A 21,562-nucleotide genomic window follows, 5' to 3' on the forward strand; every position below is an offset into this window, starting at 1 on the left:
ATCTCGAAAAGGAGGAAAGCGATGAGCGCCGTAGAAGCACCCGCGGGCCGCCCGGCCGCGCCCCCTGCAAAGAAGACGATGCTGCGCCGCCTGCTCAGTCATCATGAAATCGCGACGCTGCTCGTGCTGCTGCATGCACCGATCGGCGCAAACGCCAAACCCGAACTGCCTGCGCTGCAGGAAGCCGGTCTCGTCGAGATGGTCAAGCTCGACCCCGATACGGCCCCGAGCTTCCGGCTGACCGAAGACGGCACGGCCGTCCTGAAAGGGCTCGGCTACCGCTGAGCCGCCGTTTTCACGGCTTCCCCGTTTCCCCACGGTACCCCGCAGTACCCCGATCCCTGCGATGCGCCGGCCCGGCCGGCGAATCGCGTCATCCTGCCCGCTCCTGCAGCATCAACCGGTATTCCGTCGGCGTCACGCCGACCGTTGCCTTGAACTGGCGCGTGAACGCGCTGTGATCCGTATAGCCGCATAGCGCCGCGACGTCGGTGACCTTGTCGTGCGTGACGAGCAGCGCGGTGGCCGCATCGAGCCGCGTCTTCAGCAGCACCTGGCGCGGCGTCAGGTGGAACACCTTGTGGAAGTAGCGTTCGAGCTGCGCGACCGACATCCCGGCCATCTGCGCGAGCTGCTTGAGGTTCAGCGGCTGCACGTAGTGATCCTGGATGTGCTGGACCACGTCGGCGAGCCGGCTGTACGCCGGGTGCGATCCCTCGTGCGCCTTCAGGTCGCGCGAGATGCCCGCGAGGCCGACCACCCTGCCCGCGGCGTCGCGCAGCGGCTCCTTGCAGGTCAGGCACCAGCCCGGCTGGCGGCCGGGATACAGGTGCAGCTCGAGCTGGTCCATCAGTTGCTGGCCGGCGTTGATCGTCGCCATGTCCTGCTCGAAATAGCTGCGGCCGAAGCGGCGCGGAAATACTTCGTCGGCGGTCTTGCCGAGCAGGTCGCGCTTGTCCTTGTAGCCGCAGCGCATCGCCAGCGTGCGGTTGACGATCGCGTAGCGGCCGCTCGCATCCTTCACGAAGAACGCGACGTCCGGCAGCGCATCGAACACCGGTTCGAGCAGGCGGAAGTGCGCGAGCATCGCGCCGAGATCGGCGTTGTCGGGCTGGTAGCGCAACGGTTCGGACAGGCTCATGGGCGGTACGGCAAGCAAGGTCGTCATCCCGGCAACCGCGAAGCGAGTGGCAGATGACGTCGATTATAGAAGCGCCCCTTCGATCGCGGCGCGCCGGGTGCGGGACGGTCAGGCAGACGGCAGACGGACGGTCGCGTCGCACATCGCGACCGGCAAGCATCGGCCAGCGACACAGGTTGCGTGCGCAACCACTACGACACGTGTGCGCGGCCGGCCACGGTTACGCCTTCGCTTGCTGCCGGCGTGCCGCGTCGACGTTCAGGCAACGCGCCGCCGAATCCACCATCCTAAAAATGCGAAGGCCCCGCGTCTTGGCGCGATTGCGCATTCGGCGTGACGATTTCGGCATATATCAGGGTTATCGACGATATGCCGATATCGTCGCCGGCTGCGCATCGAACACGCAAGACGCCCGCATTTTCGCTACCTAGACTTCGCTTCACGGTCACGAGACGACATCCCGCCGCTGCAGCAATCGGCATGCACGGCCCGCCGCACCCGCCGTCGCGCACGCCGATTCCGGCACAGCGCGGGCAGCACGCGGCGAACCTGCGCCGCCATCGCATCGGCCTGCCGACCGATACGTCTCGCCCGGTTTACCGGCGCCGGCCCGCATGCCGGCGGCGGCCCAACCACGCCATCAAGGGGAAGTGAAAGTGAAGCTGAAGGTATCGCACGTCGCGCTGGCCGTCGCCTGCGCACTGTCGGGCGCGAACGCCATCGCCGCCGACGTCGTCAAGATCGGTTTCGCCGCACCGCTGACCGGCCCGCAGTCGAATTACGGCACGGACATGCAGAAGGGCGTGCAGCTCGCGATCGCCGATTTCAACGCGACGCATCCGACGATCGGCGGCAAGCCCGTCACGTTCCAGCTCGACTCGCAGGACGACCAGGCCGACCCGCGCACCGGCACGACCGTCGCGCAGCGGCTGATCGACGACAACGTCCGCGGGATCATCGGTCACTTCAACTCGGGCACCAGCATTCCGGCATCCGACCTGTACGATCGCGCGGGGCTGCCGCAGATCTCGATGGCGACGTCGCCGCAATACACGGCGCGCGGCTACAAGACGACCTACCGCCTGCTGACGAGCGACGCGCAGGCCGGCCGCATCGTCGGCATGTACGCGGTGAAGACGCTGCGCTTCAAGCGCATCGCGATCATCGACGACCGCACGGCCTACGGCCAGGGCATCGCCGACGAATTCGCGAAAGCCGTGGAAGCGGCGGGCGGCACGATCGTCAAGCGCGACTTCACGAACGACAAGGCGCTCGATTTCTCGGCGATCCTGACCAACCTGAAGGGCGTCAATCCGGACGCGATCTTCTACGGCGGCGGTGACGCGCAATCGTCGCCGATGATCCGCAAGATGCGCCAGCTCGGGATGAAGTCGGCATTCGTGACGGGCGAGATGTCGCGCTCGCCGACGTTCCTGAAGGTCGGCGGCGAAGCGGCCGAAGGCGCGATCGTCTACATGGGCGGGCTGCCGAAGGAAAAGATGCCGGGTTTCTCCGGCTACGCGGCACGCTACAAGGCGCGCTTCAACGAAGACGTGATCACCTACTCGCCGTACTCGTATGACGGCACGATCGCGCTGCTCACCGCGATGAAGGACGCGAACTCGACCGATCCGAAGGTGTACACGCCGTATCTCGGCAAGGTGTCGGTCAAGGGCGTGTCGGCCCCGAGCATCGCGTACGACACGAAGGGCGACCTGAAGGATGCGCCGGTGACGATCTACAAGGTCGAGCACGGCGCGTTCAAGCCGGTCGACACGATCGCCGGCAACTGAGCCGGCTGATACGCAACCTCCCTCTCGCACGGCGCGCGGACGGCTCACCGGCCGTCCCGCCGCGCACGCTTCGGCTGCATGGTCCGAAGCCCTCCTCGGCTCGCACTCGCGCGCACGCATTTCGCGCTCCTGTAGAATCGCCCAACCCGCTTTGACGCTTCGTCTCCGCCGCGCCCCATCCCGGTGCGGCGGCGCGTGTTTCGTGCCTCACCCGGCACGCGGCACGTTTCGACGATGCAAGCCGCGCCTTGTCAGTCCATGCCGATAGCGGGCCCTGGAGACGCAGCACCGACAACAACATTCGAAAACCGATCGTCCTGACCATGCAAGCTTCCGAATTGAGCGGCGTGCCTCGCGCCGCCGAACGCGCGCTCACGCGCAGCGACTACAAGACCCTTGGCCTTGCCGCACTCGGCGGCGCCCTCGAGTTCTACGACTTCATCATCTTCGTGTTCTTCGCGCCGGCGATTGGGCAACTGTTCTTCCCGCACGACATTCCCGACTGGCTGCGCCAGTTGCAGACGTTCGGCATCTTCGCGGCCGGCTATCTCGCGCGCCCGCTCGGCGGCGTGATCATGGCGCACTTCGGCGACCTGTTCGGCCGCAAGCGGATGTTCACGCTGAGCGTGCTGATGATGTCGGTGCCGACGCTGCTGATGGGCCTGCTGCCGACCTACGACTCGATCGGCATCCTCGCACCGGTGTTGCTGCTGCTGTTCCGCGTGCTGCAAGGCGCGGCGGTCGGCGGCGAAGTGCCGGGCGCGTGGGTGTTCGTGTCCGAGCACGTGCCGTCGCGCCACATCGGCTATGCGTGCGGCACGCTGACGGCGGGCCTCACGGCCGGCATCCTGCTCGGCTCGCTCGTGGCCGCCGGCATCAACAGCCGCTACTCGGCCGCCGAAGTCGGCGCGTTCGCGTGGCGCATCCCGTTCCTGCTGGGCGGCGTGTTCGGGCTGTTCTCCGTGTACCTGCGCCGCTGGCTGCACGAAACGCCGGTGTTCGCCGAGATGAAGGCGAAGAAGGCGCTCGCGGCCGAGATCCCGCTGAAGGCCGTGCTGCGCGACCACGGCCGCGCGGTGATCGTGTCGATGCTGCTCACGTGGATGCTGTCGGCCGCGATCGTCGTCGTGATCCTGATGACGCCCGCGCTGCTGCAGAAGCAGTTCCACCTGACGCCCGCGACGACGCTGTTCGCGAACAGCGTCGCGACGCTGTGCCTGACGGCCGGCTGCATCACCGCGGGTTCGCTCGCGGGCTGGATCGGCGCGAAGCGCGTGCTCGGCATCGGCGGCCTCGGGCTCGCCGCGTGCTACTACCTGCTGTTCGTGCAGGTCGCCGCCGACGCATCGACGCTGCCGCTCTACTACGGAATCGCGGGCTTCATGGTCGGCACGATCGGCGCGGTGCCGTTCGTGATGGTCAAGAGCTTCCCGGCCGTCGTGCGCTTCTCGGGCATCTCGTTCTCGTACAACGTCGCGTATGCGATCTTCGGCGGCCTCACGCCGGTGATCGTGTCGCTGATGATGAAGTCGAATCCGCTCGCGCCGGTCGTGTACGTCGCGGCGATCTGCGTGCTCGGCGCGATCGCCGTGCAGTTCTCGAAGGATGCGAAGGACGTGAAGGACGCACACTGAGCGGAACGCCGGCGCTCGCGCCCGTTCCATGAACAAAGGGCCGAATCCCGCGGGATTCGGCCCTTTTCATTTTGCTTCCGCGTAACGGTGCGCGTGCGATCAGCGCAGGCCGCCGTACGACGAGCTCGGCCGGCGCAGACCGTCGATGCTCGCGCCGCCGGCGCCGGTCACGTACAGCAGCAGGAACCCGCCGGCGATCGCGATGTTCTTCCAGAAATGGATCACCATGTCATGCTGGACGGCAGCGTCCGTCGCGTCCCAGAAATTGTGTCCGACCATGGCGGTCGCGACCGTATAGAACGCCATCAGGAGCGCCAGCGGCTTCACCTTGTAGCCGACGATCAGCAGCAGCCCGCCGAGCGCCTCGATCGCAACGACGATCGGCCCGATCACCTGCGGATACGGCACGTTCAGCCCGTGCAGGTAGCCCACGAAATCGCTGTAGCCGAGCAGCTTCATCACGCCGCCCCACAGGAACAACGCCGCCAGCGCCAGGCGTGCGAAAAAAATGACGCCGGAATCGACGGAACGCGTCATGCCTCTCTCCTCGTATGCAATTCGGCCGGCCGCACGGGGCGCGCCCATCCGGCTCGGGGCCGCGCGGCCCTGCGGGGCCCGCGGCAAATGGGCCAGCATAGAGGGTCTTTCGGCCGTGTCCAAGAAAAAGGTTGTAGCAAATCTTTACACGGCGGCGGCGGCACGGCCCGCCGGCAGCGGCACGAAACAGCGGCAAAAGCCGCGTTTAGCCCGCGTCGCCCAACAACACGCCTTTCTTGAAGATGAAGCAGCCGTAGCCACGCAGCTCGCCGGTGACGATCACCGCGTAGGCCTGCTGCGCGCGCTCGTAGAACGCGAATCGGTCGATGCCCGCGAGCGGCACCGCGCGCCCTTCCGCGCGATCGATTTCGGCCTGCACTTCGCGCTGCACGGGCGGCACCGCGGCCGCATCGCCGACGACTTCCATCCGCCATGCCGGCGTGTCGACGAACGTGTCGAGCGGCAGCACGGACAGCACCGCGCGCACGACGCGCGCCGAATTGGCACCGTCGATCCGCAGCGCGCGGCCGACCACCGTGTGCTCCGCGACGGATTCCGCCGGGAAATTCGCGTCGCAGATCGCGATTTCGTCGCCGTGGCCCATCGCGCGCAGCGTGTGCAGGATGTCGGCGTGCAGCAGCGGGTCGAGATTCTTCAGCATGTCGGCTAGTCTCCGGGATCAGGAACAAACCGCATAACGTTACCCGATCCCGGCGGCAGTTGTGCACGCACCGCTCGCGTCACGACGCTGCGGCCGGCATTTCGTCGATGAAACCCGTGACCGTCGCGAGGCGGCCCGATGCGTCGACGGTGCCGAAGTCCGAACCCTTCACGATCGCCGCGCCGTCGGGCGACACGAGCGCCCACGAGAACCGCAGGTGCTGGCCGAATGCGTCGACGTCGGTCGTGCGGCGGAAACGGTATGCAGGGAAGCGTTCCTGCACGGCCGCGATCATCGTGTCGATGCCCGCGTGGCCGTCGCCGGCCATCAGCGGATCGCGATACGCCGCATCGCTCGCGTAGGTCGCATCGATCAGCGCGCGGCGGCGCGCGACGTCGGATTCGTTCCATGCGTCGAAGTAGCGGTCGATCAGGTCGGTATGAACGGACGAAGCGGACTGGGCGGTGTTCATGGCGAGGCTCCTTGTGTCGATGAGGGGGCGAGGTCGCGAAGGTTGCGTGTTTCGTATTCGCGTGCAGTCATCGTCGCCGGTCTCGCGCGGGCGGTCGATTACGTGACAGGTAAGGAAATCGCACCGGCCACGACCGGCACGCCTGCGCCGCCGCAATGAAAACGGGCGCCCGAAGGCGCCCGCATCGTCTTGCCGGCCACGCCCGCGCGGGTCAGGTCACCGGCGCCGGATTGAACAGCGTCAGCGCATTCGCGAGCTTCCATTGCTCGGCCCACGTGCGGCGCTTGCCGCTCGCGACGTCGAGCATCAGCCGGAACAGTTCCCAGCCCGTGTCCTCGATCGTCGCCGCGCCGGTCGCGATCTGTCCCGCGTCGAGATCCATCAGGTCGTGCCAGCGGCGCGCGAGATCGCTGCGCGTCGCGACCTTGATCACCGGCACCTGCGCGAGGCCGTACGGCGTACCGCGGCCGGTCGTGAAGATGTGCAGGTTCATCCCCGCCGCGAGCTGCAGCGTGCCGCAGATGAAATCGCTCGCGGGCGTCGCCGCGTACAGCAGCCCCTTCTGCCGCGCACGATCGCCGGGACGCACGACGCCGGCGATCGGCGCGCTGCCCGACTTCACGATCGACCCCATCGCCTTCTCGACGATGTTCGACAGGCCGCCCTTCTTGTTGCCGGGCGTCGTGTTCGCGCTGCGGTCGACGCGGCCGCGCTCCAGGTAGCGGTCGTACCAGTCCATCTCGCGGATGATCTCGCGTGCAACGTCCTCGTTCGCCGCACGCGACGTGAGCTGCGCGACGCCGTCGCGCACTTCGGTCACTTCCGAGAACATGATCGTCGCGCCAGCCCGCACCAGCAGGTCGGCCGCGAAGCCGACGGCCGGATTGGCAGTCAGCCCCGAGAACGCGTCGCTGCCGCCGCACTGCACGCCGACGACGAGATCCGACGCCGGGCACGTCTCGCGGCGGCGGCGGTTCAGCCGCTCGAGATGCGATTCGGCCATCTTCATGATCGAGTCGATCATCGAGTTGAAACCGACGTGCGCGGCGTCTTGCAGGCACACGACGCCGCCGTTGTCGGCCGCGCCGTCGGCGGTCAGCGGAATCGCGCCCGGCGGCAGCAGGCGCTCGGGCTGCAGCTTCTCGCAGCCGAGGCTGACGGTCATCACCTCGCCGCCGAAGTTCGGATTCAGGCTGATGTTGCGCAGCGTGCGGATCGGGATGTCGGCGTCGGGTGCGTCGATCGCGACGCCGCAGCCGTACGTGTGCTCGAGCCCGACCACGTCGTCGACGTTCGGATAGCGCGGCAGCAGTTCGTCCTTGATCCGCTTCACCGCATGCTCGACGACGCCCGACACGCACTGCACGGTCGTCGTGATCGCGAGGATGTTGCGCGTACCGACCGAGCCGTCGGCATTGCGGAAACCTTCGAACGTATAGCCGTCGAGCGGCTCGAGCGGCGGCGCGGCGCGCGTCGCGAGCGGCAGGTCGTCGAGCCCCGGCGGCTCCGGCATGCGCATCGTGCGCTCGTTGACCCAGCTGCCGCGCCGCAGGTCGGCCAGCGCGTAGCCGATCACCACGTTGTAGCGGACGACCGGGTCGCCGGCCGCGAGATCGACGAGCGCGACCTTGTGCCCCTGCGGCACGCCTTCGCACAGCGTCAGCCCGTCGGCGAACGTCGCACCTTCGGGCAGGCCGCCGTCGTTGACGACGATCGCGACGTTGTCGTCCGGGTGCACGCGGATGTAGAGCGGGGAAGCAGTCATTGCAATTCCTGAGGGCTATCGGCCATATCGTTAGTCATCATACGACATTCAACCTCAACCGGCGATGCTGCGTAAACCCTTATCCGGAAAGACCCTACCCTTTAACGACCAGCAAACCGCTTGCGCCACCCTTTCCCTCGTTGTACGATGACATACAACGACATCGCCAATTCGGCTCGTATGCCGTTCCCGACGAACCCAGCACTCGCGCTAGACGGACGACCCCAACCATGACTTCACCGCAAGAACTCAAACAGATCATCTCCCACGGCCTGCTGTCGTTTCCGCTGACGGATTTCGACGCCGACGGCAGCTTCCGCCCGAGCACCTATGCCGAGCGCCTGGAATGGCTCGCGCCGTACGGCGCGAGCGCGCTGTTCGCGGCCGGCGGCACCGGCGAATTCTTCTCGCTCACGCAGCGCGAGTATTCGGACGTGATCCGCGTCGCGACGGAAACCTGCAAGGGCAAGGTGCCGATCCTCGCCGGCGCGGGCGGCGCGACGCGCGTCGCAATCGAGTATGCGCAGGAAGCCGAGCGCCTCGGCGCGAGCGGCGTGCTGCTGATGCCGCACTACCTGACCGAAGCGAGCCAGGAAGGGATCGCCGAGCACGTCGAGCAGGTGTGCCGCGCGCTGAAGATCGGCGTCGTGGTGTACAACCGCGCGAATTCGAAGCTGAATGCCGACATGCTCGAGCGCCTCGCCGACCGTTGCCCGAACCTGATCGGCTTCAAGGACGGCGTCGGCGAAATCGAGAGCATGGTCACGATCCGCCGCCGCCTCGGCGACCGCTTCGCGTACCTCGGCGGCCTGCCGACGGCGGAAGTCTATGCGGCCGCGTACAAGGCGCTCGGCGTGCCGGTGTACTCGTCGGCCGTGTTCAACTTCATCCCGAAGACGGCGATGGACTTCTACGAGGCGATCGCTAAGGACGACCACGCGACGGTCGGCCGCCTGATCGACGACTTCTTCCTGCCGTACCTGAAGATCCGCAACCGCCGCGCGGGCTATGCGGTCAGCATCGTGAAGGCCGGCGCGAAGCTCGTCGGCCACGACGCGGGCCCGGTGCGTGCGCCGCTCATCGACCTCACCGAAGCCGAAGCGGCCGAGCTCGACGTGCTGATCAAGAAGATGGGCCCGCAGTAAGCGGGCATGGCCGGCGGCGCGGGTTTTCATCGGCGCCGCGGCCGGCAGTCCTGCATCGCGGCCGGCACTCGCCGGCCGCGATCGTTTGTTGCCTGCGCTTTCCTTTCCGCAATGACGCACGCATCCGCTGCGATGCATGCGAGCGCCGTCACATCTGCGCGATGATCCCGACGATCCGGTAGCGCACGTTCGCGAGCTTCACGCGCGTCGCCTCGATCTGGCCCTGCGCGCCCGTGCGGGCACGCGCATTCGATTCGCCGTCGAGGATCTGCCCGAGCACGTCCCGGTCGACGACCGCGTCGAAGAACCGGCCGACCGTGATCGTCGCCGACTGCTTCGCGGTCGCGAGCTGGCTGTTCGCCTGGGTCAGCGCTTCGGTGCGCAGGCTCGGGTCGCGTTCGTCGATGCCGCGCCGGTACTGGAGCGCGAACACCAGCGCCTCCATGTCCTCGCGGAAACGGCGCACGGCCTGCCCGAACACGAGCGAATGCGCGTCGGCGCCCGTGACGAGCCGCCCCTGGTTGATCGTCACATCGAATTCGCTGCCGCCGAGGTCGCGCTGGAATTCCTGCAGCGCGTTCGCGAGCACGCGCCCTTCGCTGTACTGGCCGACCTGGGTGCGCACGGATTTCGCGACGTCGCCGATCGCTTTCCACAATCCGGCCGCGAACAGGTGATCGCCACGCTTGTTGATGTTCATTGGAGGGTTCCCTCGTTGTCTTTTGTCGGTCTCTCAGGTTCGCCCGCGGACCGCGCGGTCCGGGGCTTCGCTACTGTAGGAGAAATTCGCGGGACGTGGAAGGCGGCAAGATCGGCGGCTACCTTGCGTTTCCAGTGCCGCCACGCCGGCCGCCCGACTCATCATGCTGCTCCGACACGGCGCCGGGCCATCTCCCGGCCAGCACAATGCATCACAATCGACATCAATTGATGACATAATTGATGCACCCATCTTTCGGAAGCCGATCATGCGTACCACCTTGTCCCTGGACGACGCCCTGCTCGCCAAAGCCCAGCAGTTGACTGGCGTCACCGAAAAGTCGGCGCTGGTCAGAGAAGCACTGCGCGCGCTGATTGCCCGCGAAAGCGCACGTCGGCTGGCCCGTCTCGGCGGCACCGAACCCGATCTCGAATCCATCCCGCGCCGCCCATCGGAGCCAGCATGATTCTTGTCGACACCTCCGTCTGGATCGATCACCTGCGAGCCGGTGATGCAACGCTCACCTCGCTGCTCGAAGCCGAGCGGGTATTGATCCATCCGTTCGTCGTCGGCGAGCTTTCGCTCGGCAGCCTGCGCGATCGCCAGACCGTGCTGGACGCGCTGCGCGACCTTCCCGCTTCCACCTCGGCGACCGACGACGAGGTCCAACGCATGATCGAGATCGCGCCGCTTCACGGGCTCGGCATCGGTTACGTCGACGCCCACTTGCTCGCGTCGGTCCGACTGACCAGCGGCAGCAAGCTGTGGACGCGCGACCGTCGCCTGCTCGCCGCAGCCGAACGCCTGCAACTCGCCGCTCACCCCGCTCACTGACCCGGCGAGACCGGCGGCGCGAAAGGCCGCGCCATGCAAAAAGGCGGAAGGGACTCGCGAGCCCCTTCCGCCTTTTCGTTTCCCGGTGCCGGCACGCGCCCCGGCGCACCAGCCGCCGGGGATCGCGCCTTCAGTCGATCCGGCCCGTTACTCGCCCTTCCCGTCCCGCAGCCGCGGAATCGCGAGCGGATTGCCTTCCTGCAACCCTTGCGGCAGCAGGTCGTCCGGGAAGTCCTGATAGCACACGGGCCGCAGGAAACGCTCGATCGCCGTCGCGCCGACCGACGTGACGGCCGGGTTCGACGTCGCGGGGAACGGCCCGCCGTGCACCATCGCATCGCACACCTCGACGCCGGTCGGGTAGCCGTTGACGAGCAAGCGCCCGGCCTTGCGTTCGAGGATCGGCAGCAGCCGGCGCGCGAGCGGCTTGTCGTCGGCGTCCATCTGCAGCGTGGCCGTCAGCTGGCCTTCGAGCGCCTCCAGCACGCGCGCGACTTCGTCGAGATCGCGGCAGCGCACGATCAGCGACGCCGGCCCGAACATCTCGTGGCTGAACGCCGGCTCCGCCAGGAAAGCCTGCGCGCCGACTTCGTACAGCGCGCCGCCCGCCTGGCATTCGGTCTGCGCCGCCTCGCCCGCGCCGATTTCGCGCACGCCCGGCAGTTCGGCCAGCTTGCCGCGGCCATTGCGGTACGCATCGGCAATGCCGCGCGTGAGCATCACGCCGGCCGGCTTCTTCGCGAGCGCCTGCGCGGCGACGGCTTCGAAGCGGTCGAGATCGGGGCCGTCGATCGCCAGCACGAGGCCCGGGTTCGTACAGAACTGGCCGACGCCGAGCGTCAGCGAATCGACGAAGCCCGTCGCGATCGCGTCGCCGCGCGCGGCGAGCGCGGCCGGGAACAGCACGACCGGGTTGATGCTGCTCATTTCCGCGTAGACGGGAATCGGCTGCGGGCGCGCGTTCGCGAGCTGCACGAGCGCCATGCCGCCCTGCCGCGAACCGGTGAAGCCGACGGCCTGGACCGCCGGGTGGCTGACGAGCGCCGCGCCGATCACGCGGCCGGGGCCGACCAGCAGCGAGAACACGCCGGCCGGCATGCCGGTTTTCGCGACGGCGGCGCGGATCGCGCGGCCGACCAGCTCGGACGTGCCGAGGTGCGCCTCGTGCGCCTTCACGATCACCGGGCAGCCGGCCGCGAGCGCCGACGCCGTATCGCCGCCGGCCACCGAGAACGCGAGCGGGAAGTTGCTCGCGCCGAACACGACGACGGGCCCGAGCGCGACTTTCTGCAGACGGAGGTCCGAACGCGGCAGCGGCGTGCGCGCGGGCTGGGCGGGATCGATCGACGCGGCGAGGAAGCGCCCGTCGCGCACGACGCGCGCGAACAGCCGGAGCTGGCCGACGGTGCGGCCGCGCTCACCCTGCAGCCGCGCGACGGGCAGGCCCGTTTCGGCGTGTGCGCGCTCGATCAGCGCGTCGCCGAGTGCGACGATTTCATCGGCGATCGCATCGAGAAACGCCGCGCGGGCCGCGAGCGGCTGCGCACGGTACGCATCGAACGCGTCGCGCGCGAGTTCGCACGCGCGGTCGACGTCGGCCTGCGTCGCGACGCCGAACGCCGGCGCGTCGATCGGCGCGCCCTTCGTCGGGTCGAACGCGCGCAAGGTTCCGGCCGAGCCGGCCACCGCGTCGGCGCCGATCAGCATCTCTCCTGTCAGTTGCATGGGGGTGTGCTCCGTGGTTCGGGAATGGATTGCTCATTGTAGCCCAACAGATACGATGTCTGCCGACATCATTTCATGTTTTGGACCGCCGACCGGGCAACTGCCGGCAGGCTCAAAATCCTTACCCCGCCAGTCTAACCGCGAAATTCTGACCGCCTCGCGTCACCCTCCAGAGGGAAAACCCGAGGTTTCTGCATGCGGACATTGCTCATAAACTGCGGCCCATGTCATACGACGACGTACATTAAAGTGCCTAATCAGACCACCCCTCGCGATCTTCCGCTCGATCTCGCGCGCACCGCGCGCCGGACCGCCGTGCGCTACTGGATCCTGGCGATGCTGTTCGTCGTCACGACGCTCAACTATGCGGACCGCGCGACGCTGTCGATCACCGGCACGCCGATCCGCAAGGCGTTCGGCATCGATCCGGTGACGATGGGCTACATCTTCTCGGCGTTCAGCTGGGCGTACGTGCTCGCGCAACTGCCGAGCGGCTGGCTGCTCGACCGCTTCGGCGCGCGGCGCGTGTATGCGGCGAGCATCTTCCTGTGGTCGGCGTTCACGCTGTTGCAGAGCACGATCGGCCTCGGCGGCAGCGCCGCGTTCGCGGTCGCCGCGCTGTTCGCGATGCGCTTCGCGGTCGGCATCGCCGAGGCGCCCGCGTTCCCCGCCAATGCGAAAGTCGTCGCGAGCTGGTTTCCGACCGCCGAGCGCGGCACCGCGTCGGCGATCTTCAACGCCGCGCAGTACTTCGCGGCCGTCGTGTTCTCGCCGCTGATGGCGTGGCTCACGCATGCATACGGCTGGCACCAGGTGTACCTGTGGCTCGGCCTGGCCGGCATCGCGCTCGCGTTCCTGTGGCTGCGCGTGATGAAGGACCCGGCCGACCATCCGGCCGTGAACCGCGCGGAGCTCGACCATATCGAACAGGGCGGCGGCCTCGTGCGGTCGACGGGCCGGCCAGCCGGGCCAAGCGGCGCGGGCGGCACGCGCTCGGAAAGCAGCCGCGTCGCCGGCTGGTATTACGTGCGCCAGCTGCTGTCGAACCGGATGCTGATCGGCGTTTACCTCGGCCAGTACTGCGTGAACGTGCTCACCTACTTCTTCCTCACGTGGTTTCCGATCTACCTCGTGCAGGCGCGCGGGATGTCGCTGCTGAAGGCCGGTTTCATGACCTCGCTGCCCGCGATCTGCGGGTTCCTCGGCGGCGTGCTCGGCGGGATGCTGTCGGACGCGCTGATCCGGCGCGGCGTGTCGCTGACGCTCGCGCGCAAGATCCCGATCGTCGGCGGGATGGCACTGTCGATGGTCATCATCGGCTGCAACTACGTCGACAGCGAAGCGCTCGTGATCGTGCTGATGGCCGTGTCGTTCTTCGGCAAGGGCATCGGCTCGCTCGGCTGGGCCGTCGTCGCGGACACCGCGCCGAAGGAAGCGATCGGCCTGTCGGGCAGCCTGTTCAACATGTTCGGCAACACGGCCGGCATCGTCGCGCCGATCGCGATCGGCTACCTCGTCGGCGCGAGCGGCTCGTTCAACGGCGCGCTCGTGTTCGTCGGGCTGAATGCGCTCGTCACCGTGTTCAGCTATCTCGTGATCGTGAAGGACATCAAGCGCGTCGAATTGCGCCATCGCGACGCGTGAGGTTCGACGAAAAGGAAAACGACGGCGGCCGCGAAAACGGCCGCCGTTTTTTGCGTCAGGCCGCGGAATGCGCGACGCGCAGCATGTCGTGCACGCCCGACGTCATCAGCGCGAGAAACGCGAGCAGGCCGACGTAGCAGAGCGCGTACGTCGTCTTCGTCTCGATCGACGTTGCGTAATACACGCGGTTTTCCGGCGCGTCGGGATCGTAGCGCCACGCGCGCTTCAACTGAGGCAGCGCGAGGATCGCCATCACGATCAGCAGCGGGCTCGGGCGGTACACGAACAGCGCGATCAGCACGGGCACGCCCGCGAACCAGATGCGCGGCGACAGCACCGCGGTGATCCGCCCGCCGTCGAACGGCGACAGCGGAATCATGTTGAACAGGTTCAGGAAGAAGCCCGTGTACGACAGCGCGAGCAGCAGGTTGCTGTCGTAGTGGCGCGCGGCCGCGTAGCAGGCCAGCGCGCCGAGCGTGCCGACGAACGGCCCGGCGAGCCCGACGTACGCCTCGGTTTCCGCGTCGTGCGGCATCTCCTTCAGCTGGATCCATGCGCCGACGAACGGGATGAAGGTCGGCAGCCCGACATCGAGCCCGCGCCGCTGCGCGGCGAGGTAGTGACCCGCTTCGTGCACCAGCAGCAGCGCGACGAACCCGGCCGCGAACCGCCAGCCGTAGAACACCGCGTAAACCGCGATCGACGCGAGCATGGTGCCCGCCGACACGAGCACCTTGCCGAGCTTGAGGCCGCCGAAGATCAGCAGCAACAGCTTCGTCATTCCTTGCGCTCCGCGTCGGACGCGTCGGCGACGGCCGGCACCGCAGCCGCCTTCGGCTTGCGCCCGAAGAAGCGCTTCAGCGCCGCGCCGCCGGCGAGCAGCGCGACCGCGCCGATCTTGAAGAACTTCACCGCGAACGCGCCGATCAGCGCGAGCAGGCCGAGCTTCTTCGCGCCGACGCCGACGATCAGCGCCGCGAGGCCGTACTCGGCAACGTGGTCGGTCGACTTGTTGAAATCGGCATAGCGCTTGCCGTCGTTGAAACTGATGTTCGACAGCAGGTCGTCGGCCGATGCCTTGTATTTCGGCAGGTCGGCAAGCGTCGACGCCATCGTCAGCGACAGGTAGCCGTCGCGGCCCAGCACGAGCGTCCGGTAGTTCACGCCGTCATGCCCGGCATTCGGCGCCGCGCTCTTGTCGCGGATGATCGCGGACCATACGAGCCGGTGCGTGGCCGCATCGTACGCGGGCGCCTTCGCCCAGCCGACCACCTCGGTTTCCGGCAGGCCGCGTTCCTTGCGCCTGGGGTTGTCTTCCTCGGTGCCGGACTGCAGGCTCTTCAGCAGTTCGTCGGGCTTCCAGTCCTTCGCGTCGTCGTCGCGGATATAGCCGCTCGGCTCGAACGACACGACGGAAATCCAGTCGGCGTCGGGGTCGTCGGGCAGCACGAGGCCGACCAGCTTCGATTCGTCGATCGAGTTCCCCATCGAGCGCAGGTACCGGCCGGCTTCGGCAGCCGGCACGAACGACTCGCCGGCCTTCAGCTTCAGCACGGCTTCGTGTTTCACGTCGATGTCGGTCGGCCCTTTCACGACCGCTTCGTTGGCGGCCGCGGCAGCGGCCCTCATTTCCACCTGCGCAGCTTCGGTCTGCGCGTGACCGCTGGTCGCGGCGAGTGCGAGCGTCGCCACGCAGGCGAGCCGGACGGCAAGTTTTTTCATTGTTGGATTCCCCTGGAATGCCTTGTCGTAAATATGCACGGCGTCGGCCCATGCGCTTTCAATCGCGGGTCCGGCGTCGTCTCTCAGTTGGCACGGGGGCTATGGTAACGCAGCGCCGCGATACGCCCGGGAAGCGGCACGATGCTTACCTGGCAGGTAATGCCCAAGGTGCGCGAGATTGCCTATCATCAGCGTCATGAACTCGACCGCCGCCGTCCATTCGCCCTCCCCGTCCGCCAGCCGCGCGTCCGGCATCGGCCCGCTGCTGCGCACGTGGCGCCAGCGCCGGCGCCTGAGCCAGATGGCGCTCGCACTCGACGCGGAAGTCTCCGCGCGTCACCTGAGCTTCGTCGAATCGGGCCGCGCGCAGCCCAGCCGCGAGATGGTGCTGCATCTTGCGGAGCGCCTCGACGTGCCGCTGCGCGAACGCAACGCGCTGCTCGTCGCGGCCGGCTTCGCGCCGCTGTTTCGCGAACGGCCGTTTTCGGATCCTCAGCTCGACGCCGCGCGCCACGCGGTCGAAGCCGTGCTGCGCGGCCACGAGCCGTACCCGGCGCTCGCGGTCGACCGTCACTGGACGCTGCTCGCCGCGAACCGGATGCTCGGCGCGCTGGTCGCGCAGGCCGATCCGGCGCTGCTGCAGCCGCCCGTCAACGTGCTGCGGCTGAGCCTGCATCCGGATGGAATCGCGTCGCAGATCGTCAACTGGCATGAATGGCGCACGCATATCCTGCATCGGCTGCAGCGGCAGATCGATGCAAGCGGCGACCGCACGCTGCATGCGCTGCGCGACGAACTGGCCGCCTATCCGGCGCCGGCCGGGCAGCCCGACGACCCGCCGGCGCGCGCCGACTTCGCGGATATCGCCGTGCCGCTGCGGCTGCGCACGGCGGCCGGCGAGCTGACGTTCTTCAGCACGACGACCGTGTTCGGCACGCCGGTCGACGTGACACTGTCGGAACTCGCGATCGAGGCATTCTTTCCGGCTAATCCGGAGACGGTCGATGCGATGCGCGCACTGGCAGACGCATTGCCGGTGCAGTAACGCATGCTGTCGGCGCCATCGCGCCGGCGGCACGCGTACGAGTTAACGCCGATCATCGGCGCTCGAGCGCCAGCTTCACGCCGAGCCCCAGCAGGACCACGCCGCTGACGCGATGCATGCGCGTCAGGATGCGCGGGTTGCGGCGGATCGACGCCGACAGCAGGCCGGCGAACAACGCGACGGGCCCCTTGACGAGAAACGTCAGGCCGGCAAACGTCGCGCCCAGCACGAACAGCGACAGCATCGGATGCGCGGCGCCCGCCGGCACGAATTGCGGCAGGAACGCCAGATAGAAGAGCGCGACCTTCGGATTCGACACGTTGGACAGTGCGCCTTGTGCAAACGTGCGAAGCCGCGATGGCGGCGCGCCGTCGCTGCCGCTCGCGAGCGTCAGCTCACCCGACGAACGCAGCAATGTGATGCCGAGGTACAACAGGTACAGCGCGCCGATCACCTTCAGCGCCGTAAACAGCCATTCGGATGCCTGAAGAAGTGCGCCCAGCCCGAGCGTCGCGAGCATCGTATGCACAAGCAGCCCGACGCTGACGCCCGCGGCCGTCACGAGGCCCGCGCGCGTGCCGCCGGACAGCGTGCGCGACATCACGAGAACCATGTCCTGGCCCGGCGTGACGATGATCAGAAGCGACGTTGCGATGAACGGCAGCCAGGATAGATGCGACATGGGATAGCTCCTGAACGGGATGGCCGACGGGCGGGAATCGCCCGGCCGGTCGTCAGATTATCGGCGTCCTTCCGTGGAGATTGGATGCGTATTTGGCTATTTAAGACAGTCGACTTGGAGCTATTCTCTAGTCTTCACGATTTCGGTAGTCAAAAATGTCAACCAAACTGGACGCGATCGACCGGCAGATTCTGCGTGCATTACAACGGAATTCGAATCAGACGAATGCGGAACTCGCGCAACAGGCCGGACTGTCGGCCACGCCCTGCCTGCGCCGCGTGCATCTGCTCGAGGAACAGGGCGTGATCGACGCTTATGTCGCGCTGCTGAATCCCGCCGCCGTCGACCTGCGATTCACCGCGTTCGTGCGCGTCACGCTGGAGCGCCAGGACAAGACGACGGTCGAACGCTTCGCGCGCGAGATGGAGCAGGCGCCCGAAGTGCTCGAATGCCATCTGATGGCCGGCAGCTACGACTATCTGCTGCGCGTGATCGCGCGGGATCTCGACGACTACCAACGCTTCCAGATGGAGACGCTCACGCAGATCGAAGGCGTCCGCAACGTCGAGACCGAGATTCCGCTGAAGCGTATCAAGCAGACGGTTCGCCTGCCGATCTAGGTGTCGAGGAAGGTCACGGCCTCCCCGGCCGGCTGCCCGTTCAACGCACCGTCGCGCACGACGACCTGCCCGCGCACGACCGTATGCACCGGCCACCCCGTGACCGTGCACCCGTCGTAAGGCGTCCAGCCGCTCACGCTGGCGATCCACTCGTCGCGGATGATCCGCTGCGCGCGCAGGTCGACGATGCTGAAATCGGCGTCGTAGCCGGCCGCGATGCGCCCCTTCCCTTCGATGCCGAAAATGCGCGCGGGACCGGCGCTGGTGAGGTCGACCAGCCGTTCGAGGCTCAGGCGGCCCGCATGCAAGTGGTCGAGCATCAGCGGCAACAGCGTCTGCACGCCGGTCATCCCGCTCGGCGACTGCGGATACGGGCGGCGCTTTTCGTCGCGTGTATGCGGCGCGTGATCGCTGCCGATCACATCGACCACGCCGTTGCGGACAGCCTGCCACAGCGCCTCCCGATGATGCCGGTCGCGCACGGGCGGATTCATCTGCGCGAACGTGCCGAGCCGCTCGTAGCAATCGGGCGCATGCAGGCTCAGGTGATGCGGCGTAACCTCGACCGTCACGCGCCGCCGGTGCCGTTGCAGAAACGCCATCTCGTCCGCCGTGGATACATGCAGCACGTGCAATCGGCGGCCGGTCTCGGCAGCGAGCCCGACGATGCGCCGCGTCGCGGCCAGCGCGCTTTCCTCGTCGCGCCAGCGCGGATGGTCGCGCACGTCGCCGCTCGCTTCCACGATCGCCTTGCGTTCGCGCAGCCGCGCCTCGTCCTCCGCGTGCACGGCCATGCGCCGCCGCCCGCTGCGCAGGATCCGGCGCAACACGGTTTCGTCGTCGGCCAGCAGATCGCCGAACGAACTCCCCATGAAGACCTTCACGCCCGCGCAGCCGGGCAGGCGCTCGAGCGCCGGCAGCCGTTCGGCGTTCACGGCCGAGCCGCCGATGTAGAACGCGTAGTCGCACCACGCGCGGCCGCGCGCGAGAACCAGCTTCGCCTGCAGATCCTGCCCGCTCAGCGTCAGCGGATGCGTGTTGGGCATCTCGAAGATCGTCGTGACGCCGCCGAGCACCGCGCCGCGCGTGCCGGCCTCGATGGTCTCCTTGTGCGTCAGCCCCGGTTCGCGAAAATGCACCTGGCTGTCGATCACGCCCGGCAGCACATGCAATCCGCCGGCGTCGAGCACGAGGTCGGCGCTCCAGGCGCCCTGCAATACACCCAGCGCGACCACGCGGCCCGCCGCGCACGCGACGTCGATCCGTTCTGCGCCGTTGGGCGTCATCACCGTGCCGCCCTGCACGAGCAGGTCGACGTGGCGTCGCGTCGGCGCGCCGGTTGCTTCACGCCCGCTCCACTCGCCCATGACTCAGAACTCGTTCTGGATGTGTTTGTAGCCGAGCACCAGCGCATTGTTCGTGCGCGCGACGTCCTCGGAGAAATCGCTCGCGTCGGCCGTTACCTGCGGCAACGCGGCGAGGTCGGTTTCCGGCCCGATGCGTTCGGTCGAACGCACGTAGAAGCCCGGCGGCAGGTGACAACCGTCGACGACCGCGTTGTAGCGCACGACGCAGCCGTCGTCGATCGTGCAGTTGAACAGCACGCTGTTGAACCCGACGAACACGCCGTCGCCGACCTTGCACGGCCCGTGGACGATCGCGCGGTGCGCGATCGACGTGTGCCGGCCGATCGTCACGCTCGCACCCGACTTCGAATGGATCACGACGCCGTCCTGGATGTTCGAATGCGCGCCGATCACGATCGGCGCGATCTGGCCGTCGGCATCCGTTTCGTCGGCGCGGATCACCGCGTACGGACCGATGAACACGTTCTCCTCGACGATCACGAGCCCGCACAGGATGGCGGTCGGGTCGACGAACGCGTTCGGATGAATCTGCGGCAGGTCGCCGCGCGGGTTCTTTCGGATCATGAGGATTCCTGCTGGGAAAGGAGATGACCGCGCTTGAGCCGCTCGAACAGGCCCGGATCGCGCCACTGCGCGGCGATGGCCGGTGCGAACACGATCGCATCGAGGTCGATGCGGCCCATGCGCGGATTGAAGGCATCGTCGCGAAAGCACTGCGCGTAGCCGGTCTCGGTCTCGTGCACGATGACCGAATGCAGCCGCACGTCGGCTTCGCCGTTCGACATGCGTGTGCCGGACAACGCCGCGTCGACGAGACGAAAGAACACGCGCGAGAACTGTTCGGCGCTCGGCGACACGGGCAGCAACACCCAGCGTTCGGAATGGCGGCGCATGCTCTCGACGTAGCGCGGATCGTCATCCGACCACAGCGTCACCGCATGGTCGAACGCATCGATCAGGTCGCGCACGTCGCCCTTGAGCAGTCCGAAGTCGTAGATCATCTGCCCGTGATCCAGCGCATGCGCCTCGAGCAGCAGCTCGACGCGGTACGAATGGCCGTGGATCGAATGCGAGCAGCGCCGCGTGCTGCAGCCGCGCACGACGTGCGCGTTCTCGAACCGGAACAGCTTGCGGATCAGCATGCGTCGGCGCCTTCGGGAACCGGCGCGGCCCAGGCGACCGCATCGTGCGGATGCAGGCTTTCCAGGTGGCGCACGCGGATGCGCGGGCTCGCATGATGCCCTTCCAGCGCGGCCTGCACGCGGCGCGCGGCATCTTCGACGAACATCAGGTTTCCGCCGTTCAGCACCGCGAACGCCTGTTCGTCCGCGCGCTTGACGGCAGTCTGCACCGGCGTGCCGAGCGCGTGCTCGACACGATCGATCAGGTCGATCAGCCCCAGCGTCGCGCCATTGGCGGGCAACGCCACACTGACGACGGCTTCGCTGCGCTGGCTGTGCGGCGTGGCGGCCGTTCCATGCTGTTTCAGCCATGCGGCAACCGCCGCCGGCTCCACGCGATCCTCGCTGCCGAACGCCGTCAGGAACGCCTGTTCGACCCAGTGCCGCGACAGCGCGGCCGAGCACGGGCACGTCGACGAATAGGCAACCGTGACCTGCGCGCGCAGCTCGAACGCTTCGCCGGCCAGCGTCGCATCAATCCGAACCGGATACGCTTTCCACCCGGCCAGCCCCTCGGTGACGAGCGCCGGGCGGCGGGCCAGCAGGTCGAAGCGCAGCCGCACGCGTGCGCTGCGCGTGTCGCAATCGCGATGGCTGTCGACCATCGCGCGCAGCACGCGCCGCAGGCCGGCCGGCGACAACGCTTCGCCGTCGGCGAGCCAGTCGAGCAGCCAGTACAGACGCGACATGTGAATGCCCTTCACATGCGGCGCAGGCAGATCGACCTGCACGTCGGCGCGCGCATGCACGTCGCGCCGGCAGCCGGGCTCGGCCACCACGACGGGCAAGTCGATGCCCTGCATGCCGACCCAGTCGAGCGGGCGTCGGCCCGGCGCGGCATCGGTCAGGGATACATCGGGAAGGGGGGCATTCATGCTCGGAATCCGGTGGCGC

The 21,562-nt window shown here is 67.6% G+C and carries 23 protein-coding genes; 9 read left to right on the forward strand and 14 right to left on the reverse strand.

Annotated features, from left to right (window positions below; genetic code table 11):
• Positions 1 to 21 precede the first annotated feature (21 nt).
• Positions 22 to 285: a hypothetical protein gene (locus HWX87_RS13255; protein ID WP_006489463.1), complete on the forward strand. Its 264-nt coding sequence runs from the start codon at positions 22 to 24 to the stop codon at positions 283 to 285.
• Positions 286 to 373: 88 nt separating this feature from the next.
• Here HWX87_RS13255 and HWX87_RS13260 read toward each other — a convergent pair whose 3' ends face one another.
• Entirely contained in the window at positions 374 to 1,168 is a 795-nt protein-coding gene (locus tag HWX87_RS13260) for an AraC family transcriptional regulator (protein ID WP_174940971.1), read from the reverse strand.
• A gap of 629 nt (positions 1,169 to 1,797) precedes the next feature.
• Between HWX87_RS13260 and HWX87_RS13265 the strand changes: the two genes are divergently transcribed.
• Positions 1,798 to 2,934: a branched-chain amino acid ABC transporter substrate-binding protein gene (locus tag HWX87_RS13265; protein WP_176047524.1), complete on the forward strand. Its 1,137-nt coding sequence runs from the start codon at positions 1,798 to 1,800 to the stop codon at positions 2,932 to 2,934.
• Between the two features lie 323 nt (positions 2,935 to 3,257).
• The gene (locus tag HWX87_RS13270; protein ID WP_176047525.1) at positions 3,258 to 4,568 is read left to right on the forward strand and encodes an MFS transporter; all 1,311 of its coding nucleotides are present in this window, start codon (positions 3,258 to 3,260) and stop codon (positions 4,566 to 4,568) included.
• Positions 4,569 to 4,667: 99 nt separating this feature from the next.
• On the opposite strand, the gene HWX87_RS13275 is transcribed toward HWX87_RS13270, so the two are convergent.
• The 4 genes from HWX87_RS13275 to garD all read right to left on the reverse strand — a co-directional run bounded on the left by HWX87_RS13275 (position 4,668) and on the right by garD (position 8,003).
• Positions 4,668 to 5,105, reverse strand: coding sequence for a DoxX family protein (locus tag HWX87_RS13275; protein ID WP_176047526.1), 438 nt, complete (start codon positions 5,103 to 5,105; stop codon positions 4,668 to 4,670).
• Between the two features lie 205 nt (positions 5,106 to 5,310).
• Positions 5,311 to 5,766 (reverse strand): RbsD/FucU family protein, encoded by a 456-nt coding sequence (locus tag HWX87_RS13280; protein ID WP_176047527.1) that lies wholly within the window; start codon positions 5,764 to 5,766, stop codon positions 5,311 to 5,313.
• Between the two features lie 79 nt (positions 5,767 to 5,845).
• Positions 5,846 to 6,238, reverse strand: coding sequence for a nuclear transport factor 2 family protein (locus HWX87_RS13285; protein WP_176047528.1), 393 nt, complete (start codon positions 6,236 to 6,238; stop codon positions 5,846 to 5,848).
• A gap of 211 nt (positions 6,239 to 6,449) precedes the next feature.
• On the reverse strand, positions 6,450 to 8,003 hold the full coding sequence (gene garD / locus HWX87_RS13290) for a galactarate dehydratase (RefSeq protein WP_176047529.1): 1,554 nt from the start codon (positions 8,001 to 8,003) through the stop codon (positions 6,450 to 6,452).
• A gap of 230 nt (positions 8,004 to 8,233) precedes the next feature.
• Between garD and kdgD the strand changes: the two genes are divergently transcribed.
• Positions 8,234 to 9,148, forward strand: a complete 915-nt coding sequence (gene kdgD / locus HWX87_RS13295) for a 5-dehydro-4-deoxyglucarate dehydratase (protein ID WP_176047530.1) — start codon at positions 8,234 to 8,236, stop codon at positions 9,146 to 9,148.
• 148 nt (positions 9,149 to 9,296) lie between these two features.
• Here the strand turns inward: kdgD and HWX87_RS13300 are convergent, their stop codons facing one another.
• Positions 9,297 to 9,848 (reverse strand): hypothetical protein, encoded by a 552-nt coding sequence (locus tag HWX87_RS13300; protein WP_176047531.1) that lies wholly within the window; start codon positions 9,846 to 9,848, stop codon positions 9,297 to 9,299.
• A gap of 268 nt (positions 9,849 to 10,116) precedes the next feature.
• On the opposite strand from HWX87_RS13300, the gene HWX87_RS13305 reads away from it, so the two are divergent.
• The gene (locus tag HWX87_RS13305; protein ID WP_069750386.1) at positions 10,117 to 10,314 is read left to right on the forward strand and encodes a type II toxin-antitoxin system VapB family antitoxin; all 198 of its coding nucleotides are present in this window, start codon (positions 10,117 to 10,119) and stop codon (positions 10,312 to 10,314) included.
• Positions 10,311 to 10,682, forward strand: coding sequence for a type II toxin-antitoxin system VapC family toxin (locus tag HWX87_RS13310; protein WP_176047532.1), 372 nt, complete (start codon positions 10,311 to 10,313; stop codon positions 10,680 to 10,682). The genes HWX87_RS13305 and HWX87_RS13310 overlap by 4 nt, the downstream gene beginning before the upstream one ends.
• A gap of 147 nt (positions 10,683 to 10,829) precedes the next feature.
• Here HWX87_RS13310 and HWX87_RS13315 read toward each other — a convergent pair whose 3' ends face one another.
• Positions 10,830 to 12,407 (reverse strand): aldehyde dehydrogenase (NADP(+)), encoded by a 1,578-nt coding sequence (locus HWX87_RS13315; protein WP_176047533.1) that lies wholly within the window; start codon positions 12,405 to 12,407, stop codon positions 10,830 to 10,832.
• Between the two features lie 249 nt (positions 12,408 to 12,656).
• On the opposite strand from HWX87_RS13315, the gene HWX87_RS13320 reads away from it, so the two are divergent.
• On the forward strand, positions 12,657 to 14,051 hold the full coding sequence (locus tag HWX87_RS13320; RefSeq protein WP_176047534.1) for an MFS transporter: 1,395 nt from the start codon (positions 12,657 to 12,659) through the stop codon (positions 14,049 to 14,051).
• Between the two features lie 55 nt (positions 14,052 to 14,106).
• Here the strand turns inward: HWX87_RS13320 and HWX87_RS13325 are convergent, their stop codons facing one another.
• Together HWX87_RS13325 and HWX87_RS13330 are read right to left on the reverse strand one after the other, a co-directional pair.
• Positions 14,107 to 14,832: a site-2 protease family protein gene (locus tag HWX87_RS13325; RefSeq protein WP_176047535.1), complete on the reverse strand. Its 726-nt coding sequence runs from the start codon at positions 14,830 to 14,832 to the stop codon at positions 14,107 to 14,109.
• The gene (locus tag HWX87_RS13330) at positions 14,829 to 15,773 is read right to left on the reverse strand and encodes a DUF2167 domain-containing protein (RefSeq protein WP_176047536.1); all 945 of its coding nucleotides are present in this window, start codon (positions 15,771 to 15,773) and stop codon (positions 14,829 to 14,831) included. Before HWX87_RS13330 ends, HWX87_RS13325 begins: the two co-directional genes overlap by 4 nt.
• A gap of 196 nt (positions 15,774 to 15,969) precedes the next feature.
• Between HWX87_RS13330 and HWX87_RS13335 the strand changes: the two genes are divergently transcribed.
• Positions 15,970 to 16,818 (forward strand): helix-turn-helix transcriptional regulator, encoded by an 849-nt coding sequence (locus tag HWX87_RS13335; protein ID WP_176047537.1) that lies wholly within the window; start codon positions 15,970 to 15,972, stop codon positions 16,816 to 16,818.
• Between the two features lie 52 nt (positions 16,819 to 16,870).
• Here the strand turns inward: HWX87_RS13335 and HWX87_RS13340 are convergent, their stop codons facing one another.
• Positions 16,871 to 17,500 carry a LysE family translocator gene (locus tag HWX87_RS13340; RefSeq protein WP_176047538.1) on the reverse strand — a complete coding sequence of 210 codons (630 nt, stop codon included), beginning with the start codon at positions 17,498 to 17,500 and terminating at the stop codon, positions 16,871 to 16,873.
• A gap of 155 nt (positions 17,501 to 17,655) precedes the next feature.
• Here HWX87_RS13340 and HWX87_RS13345 point away from each other — a divergent pair, with 155 nt between their 5' ends.
• Complete coding sequence (locus tag HWX87_RS13345) at positions 17,656 to 18,120, forward strand: Lrp/AsnC family transcriptional regulator (protein WP_176047539.1); 465 nt, start codon at positions 17,656 to 17,658, stop codon at positions 18,118 to 18,120.
• Here HWX87_RS13345 and HWX87_RS13350 read toward each other — a convergent pair.
• Genes HWX87_RS13350 through folE2 form a run of 4 tightly spaced genes read right to left on the reverse strand, consistent with a single transcriptional unit; the run spans position 18,117 to position 21,543 of the window.
• The gene (locus tag HWX87_RS13350; RefSeq protein ID WP_176047540.1) at positions 18,117 to 19,487 is read right to left on the reverse strand and encodes a dihydroorotase; all 1,371 of its coding nucleotides are present in this window, start codon (positions 19,485 to 19,487) and stop codon (positions 18,117 to 18,119) included. The two genes, HWX87_RS13345 and HWX87_RS13350, sit on opposite strands and share 4 nt — an antisense overlap.
• A gap of 3 nt (positions 19,488 to 19,490) precedes the next feature.
• Entirely contained in the window at positions 19,491 to 20,051 is a 561-nt protein-coding gene (locus HWX87_RS13355) for a carbonate dehydratase (RefSeq protein WP_059238830.1), read from the reverse strand.
• Complete coding sequence (locus tag HWX87_RS13360) at positions 20,048 to 20,629, reverse strand: 6-carboxytetrahydropterin synthase (RefSeq protein ID WP_176047541.1); 582 nt, start codon at positions 20,627 to 20,629, stop codon at positions 20,048 to 20,050. The genes HWX87_RS13355 and HWX87_RS13360 overlap by 4 nt, the downstream gene beginning before the upstream one ends.
• A complete protein-coding gene (gene folE2, locus HWX87_RS13365; protein WP_176047542.1) occupies positions 20,623 to 21,543 on the reverse strand; it encodes a GTP cyclohydrolase FolE2 in 921 nt (306 codons plus the stop codon). Before folE2 ends, HWX87_RS13360 begins: the two co-directional genes overlap by 7 nt.
• Positions 21,544 to 21,562 lie beyond the last annotated feature (19 nt).

The organism is Burkholderia sp. BCC1644 (assembly GCF_902833225.1).
Lineage (GTDB): Bacteria > Pseudomonadota > Gammaproteobacteria > Burkholderiales > Burkholderiaceae > Burkholderia.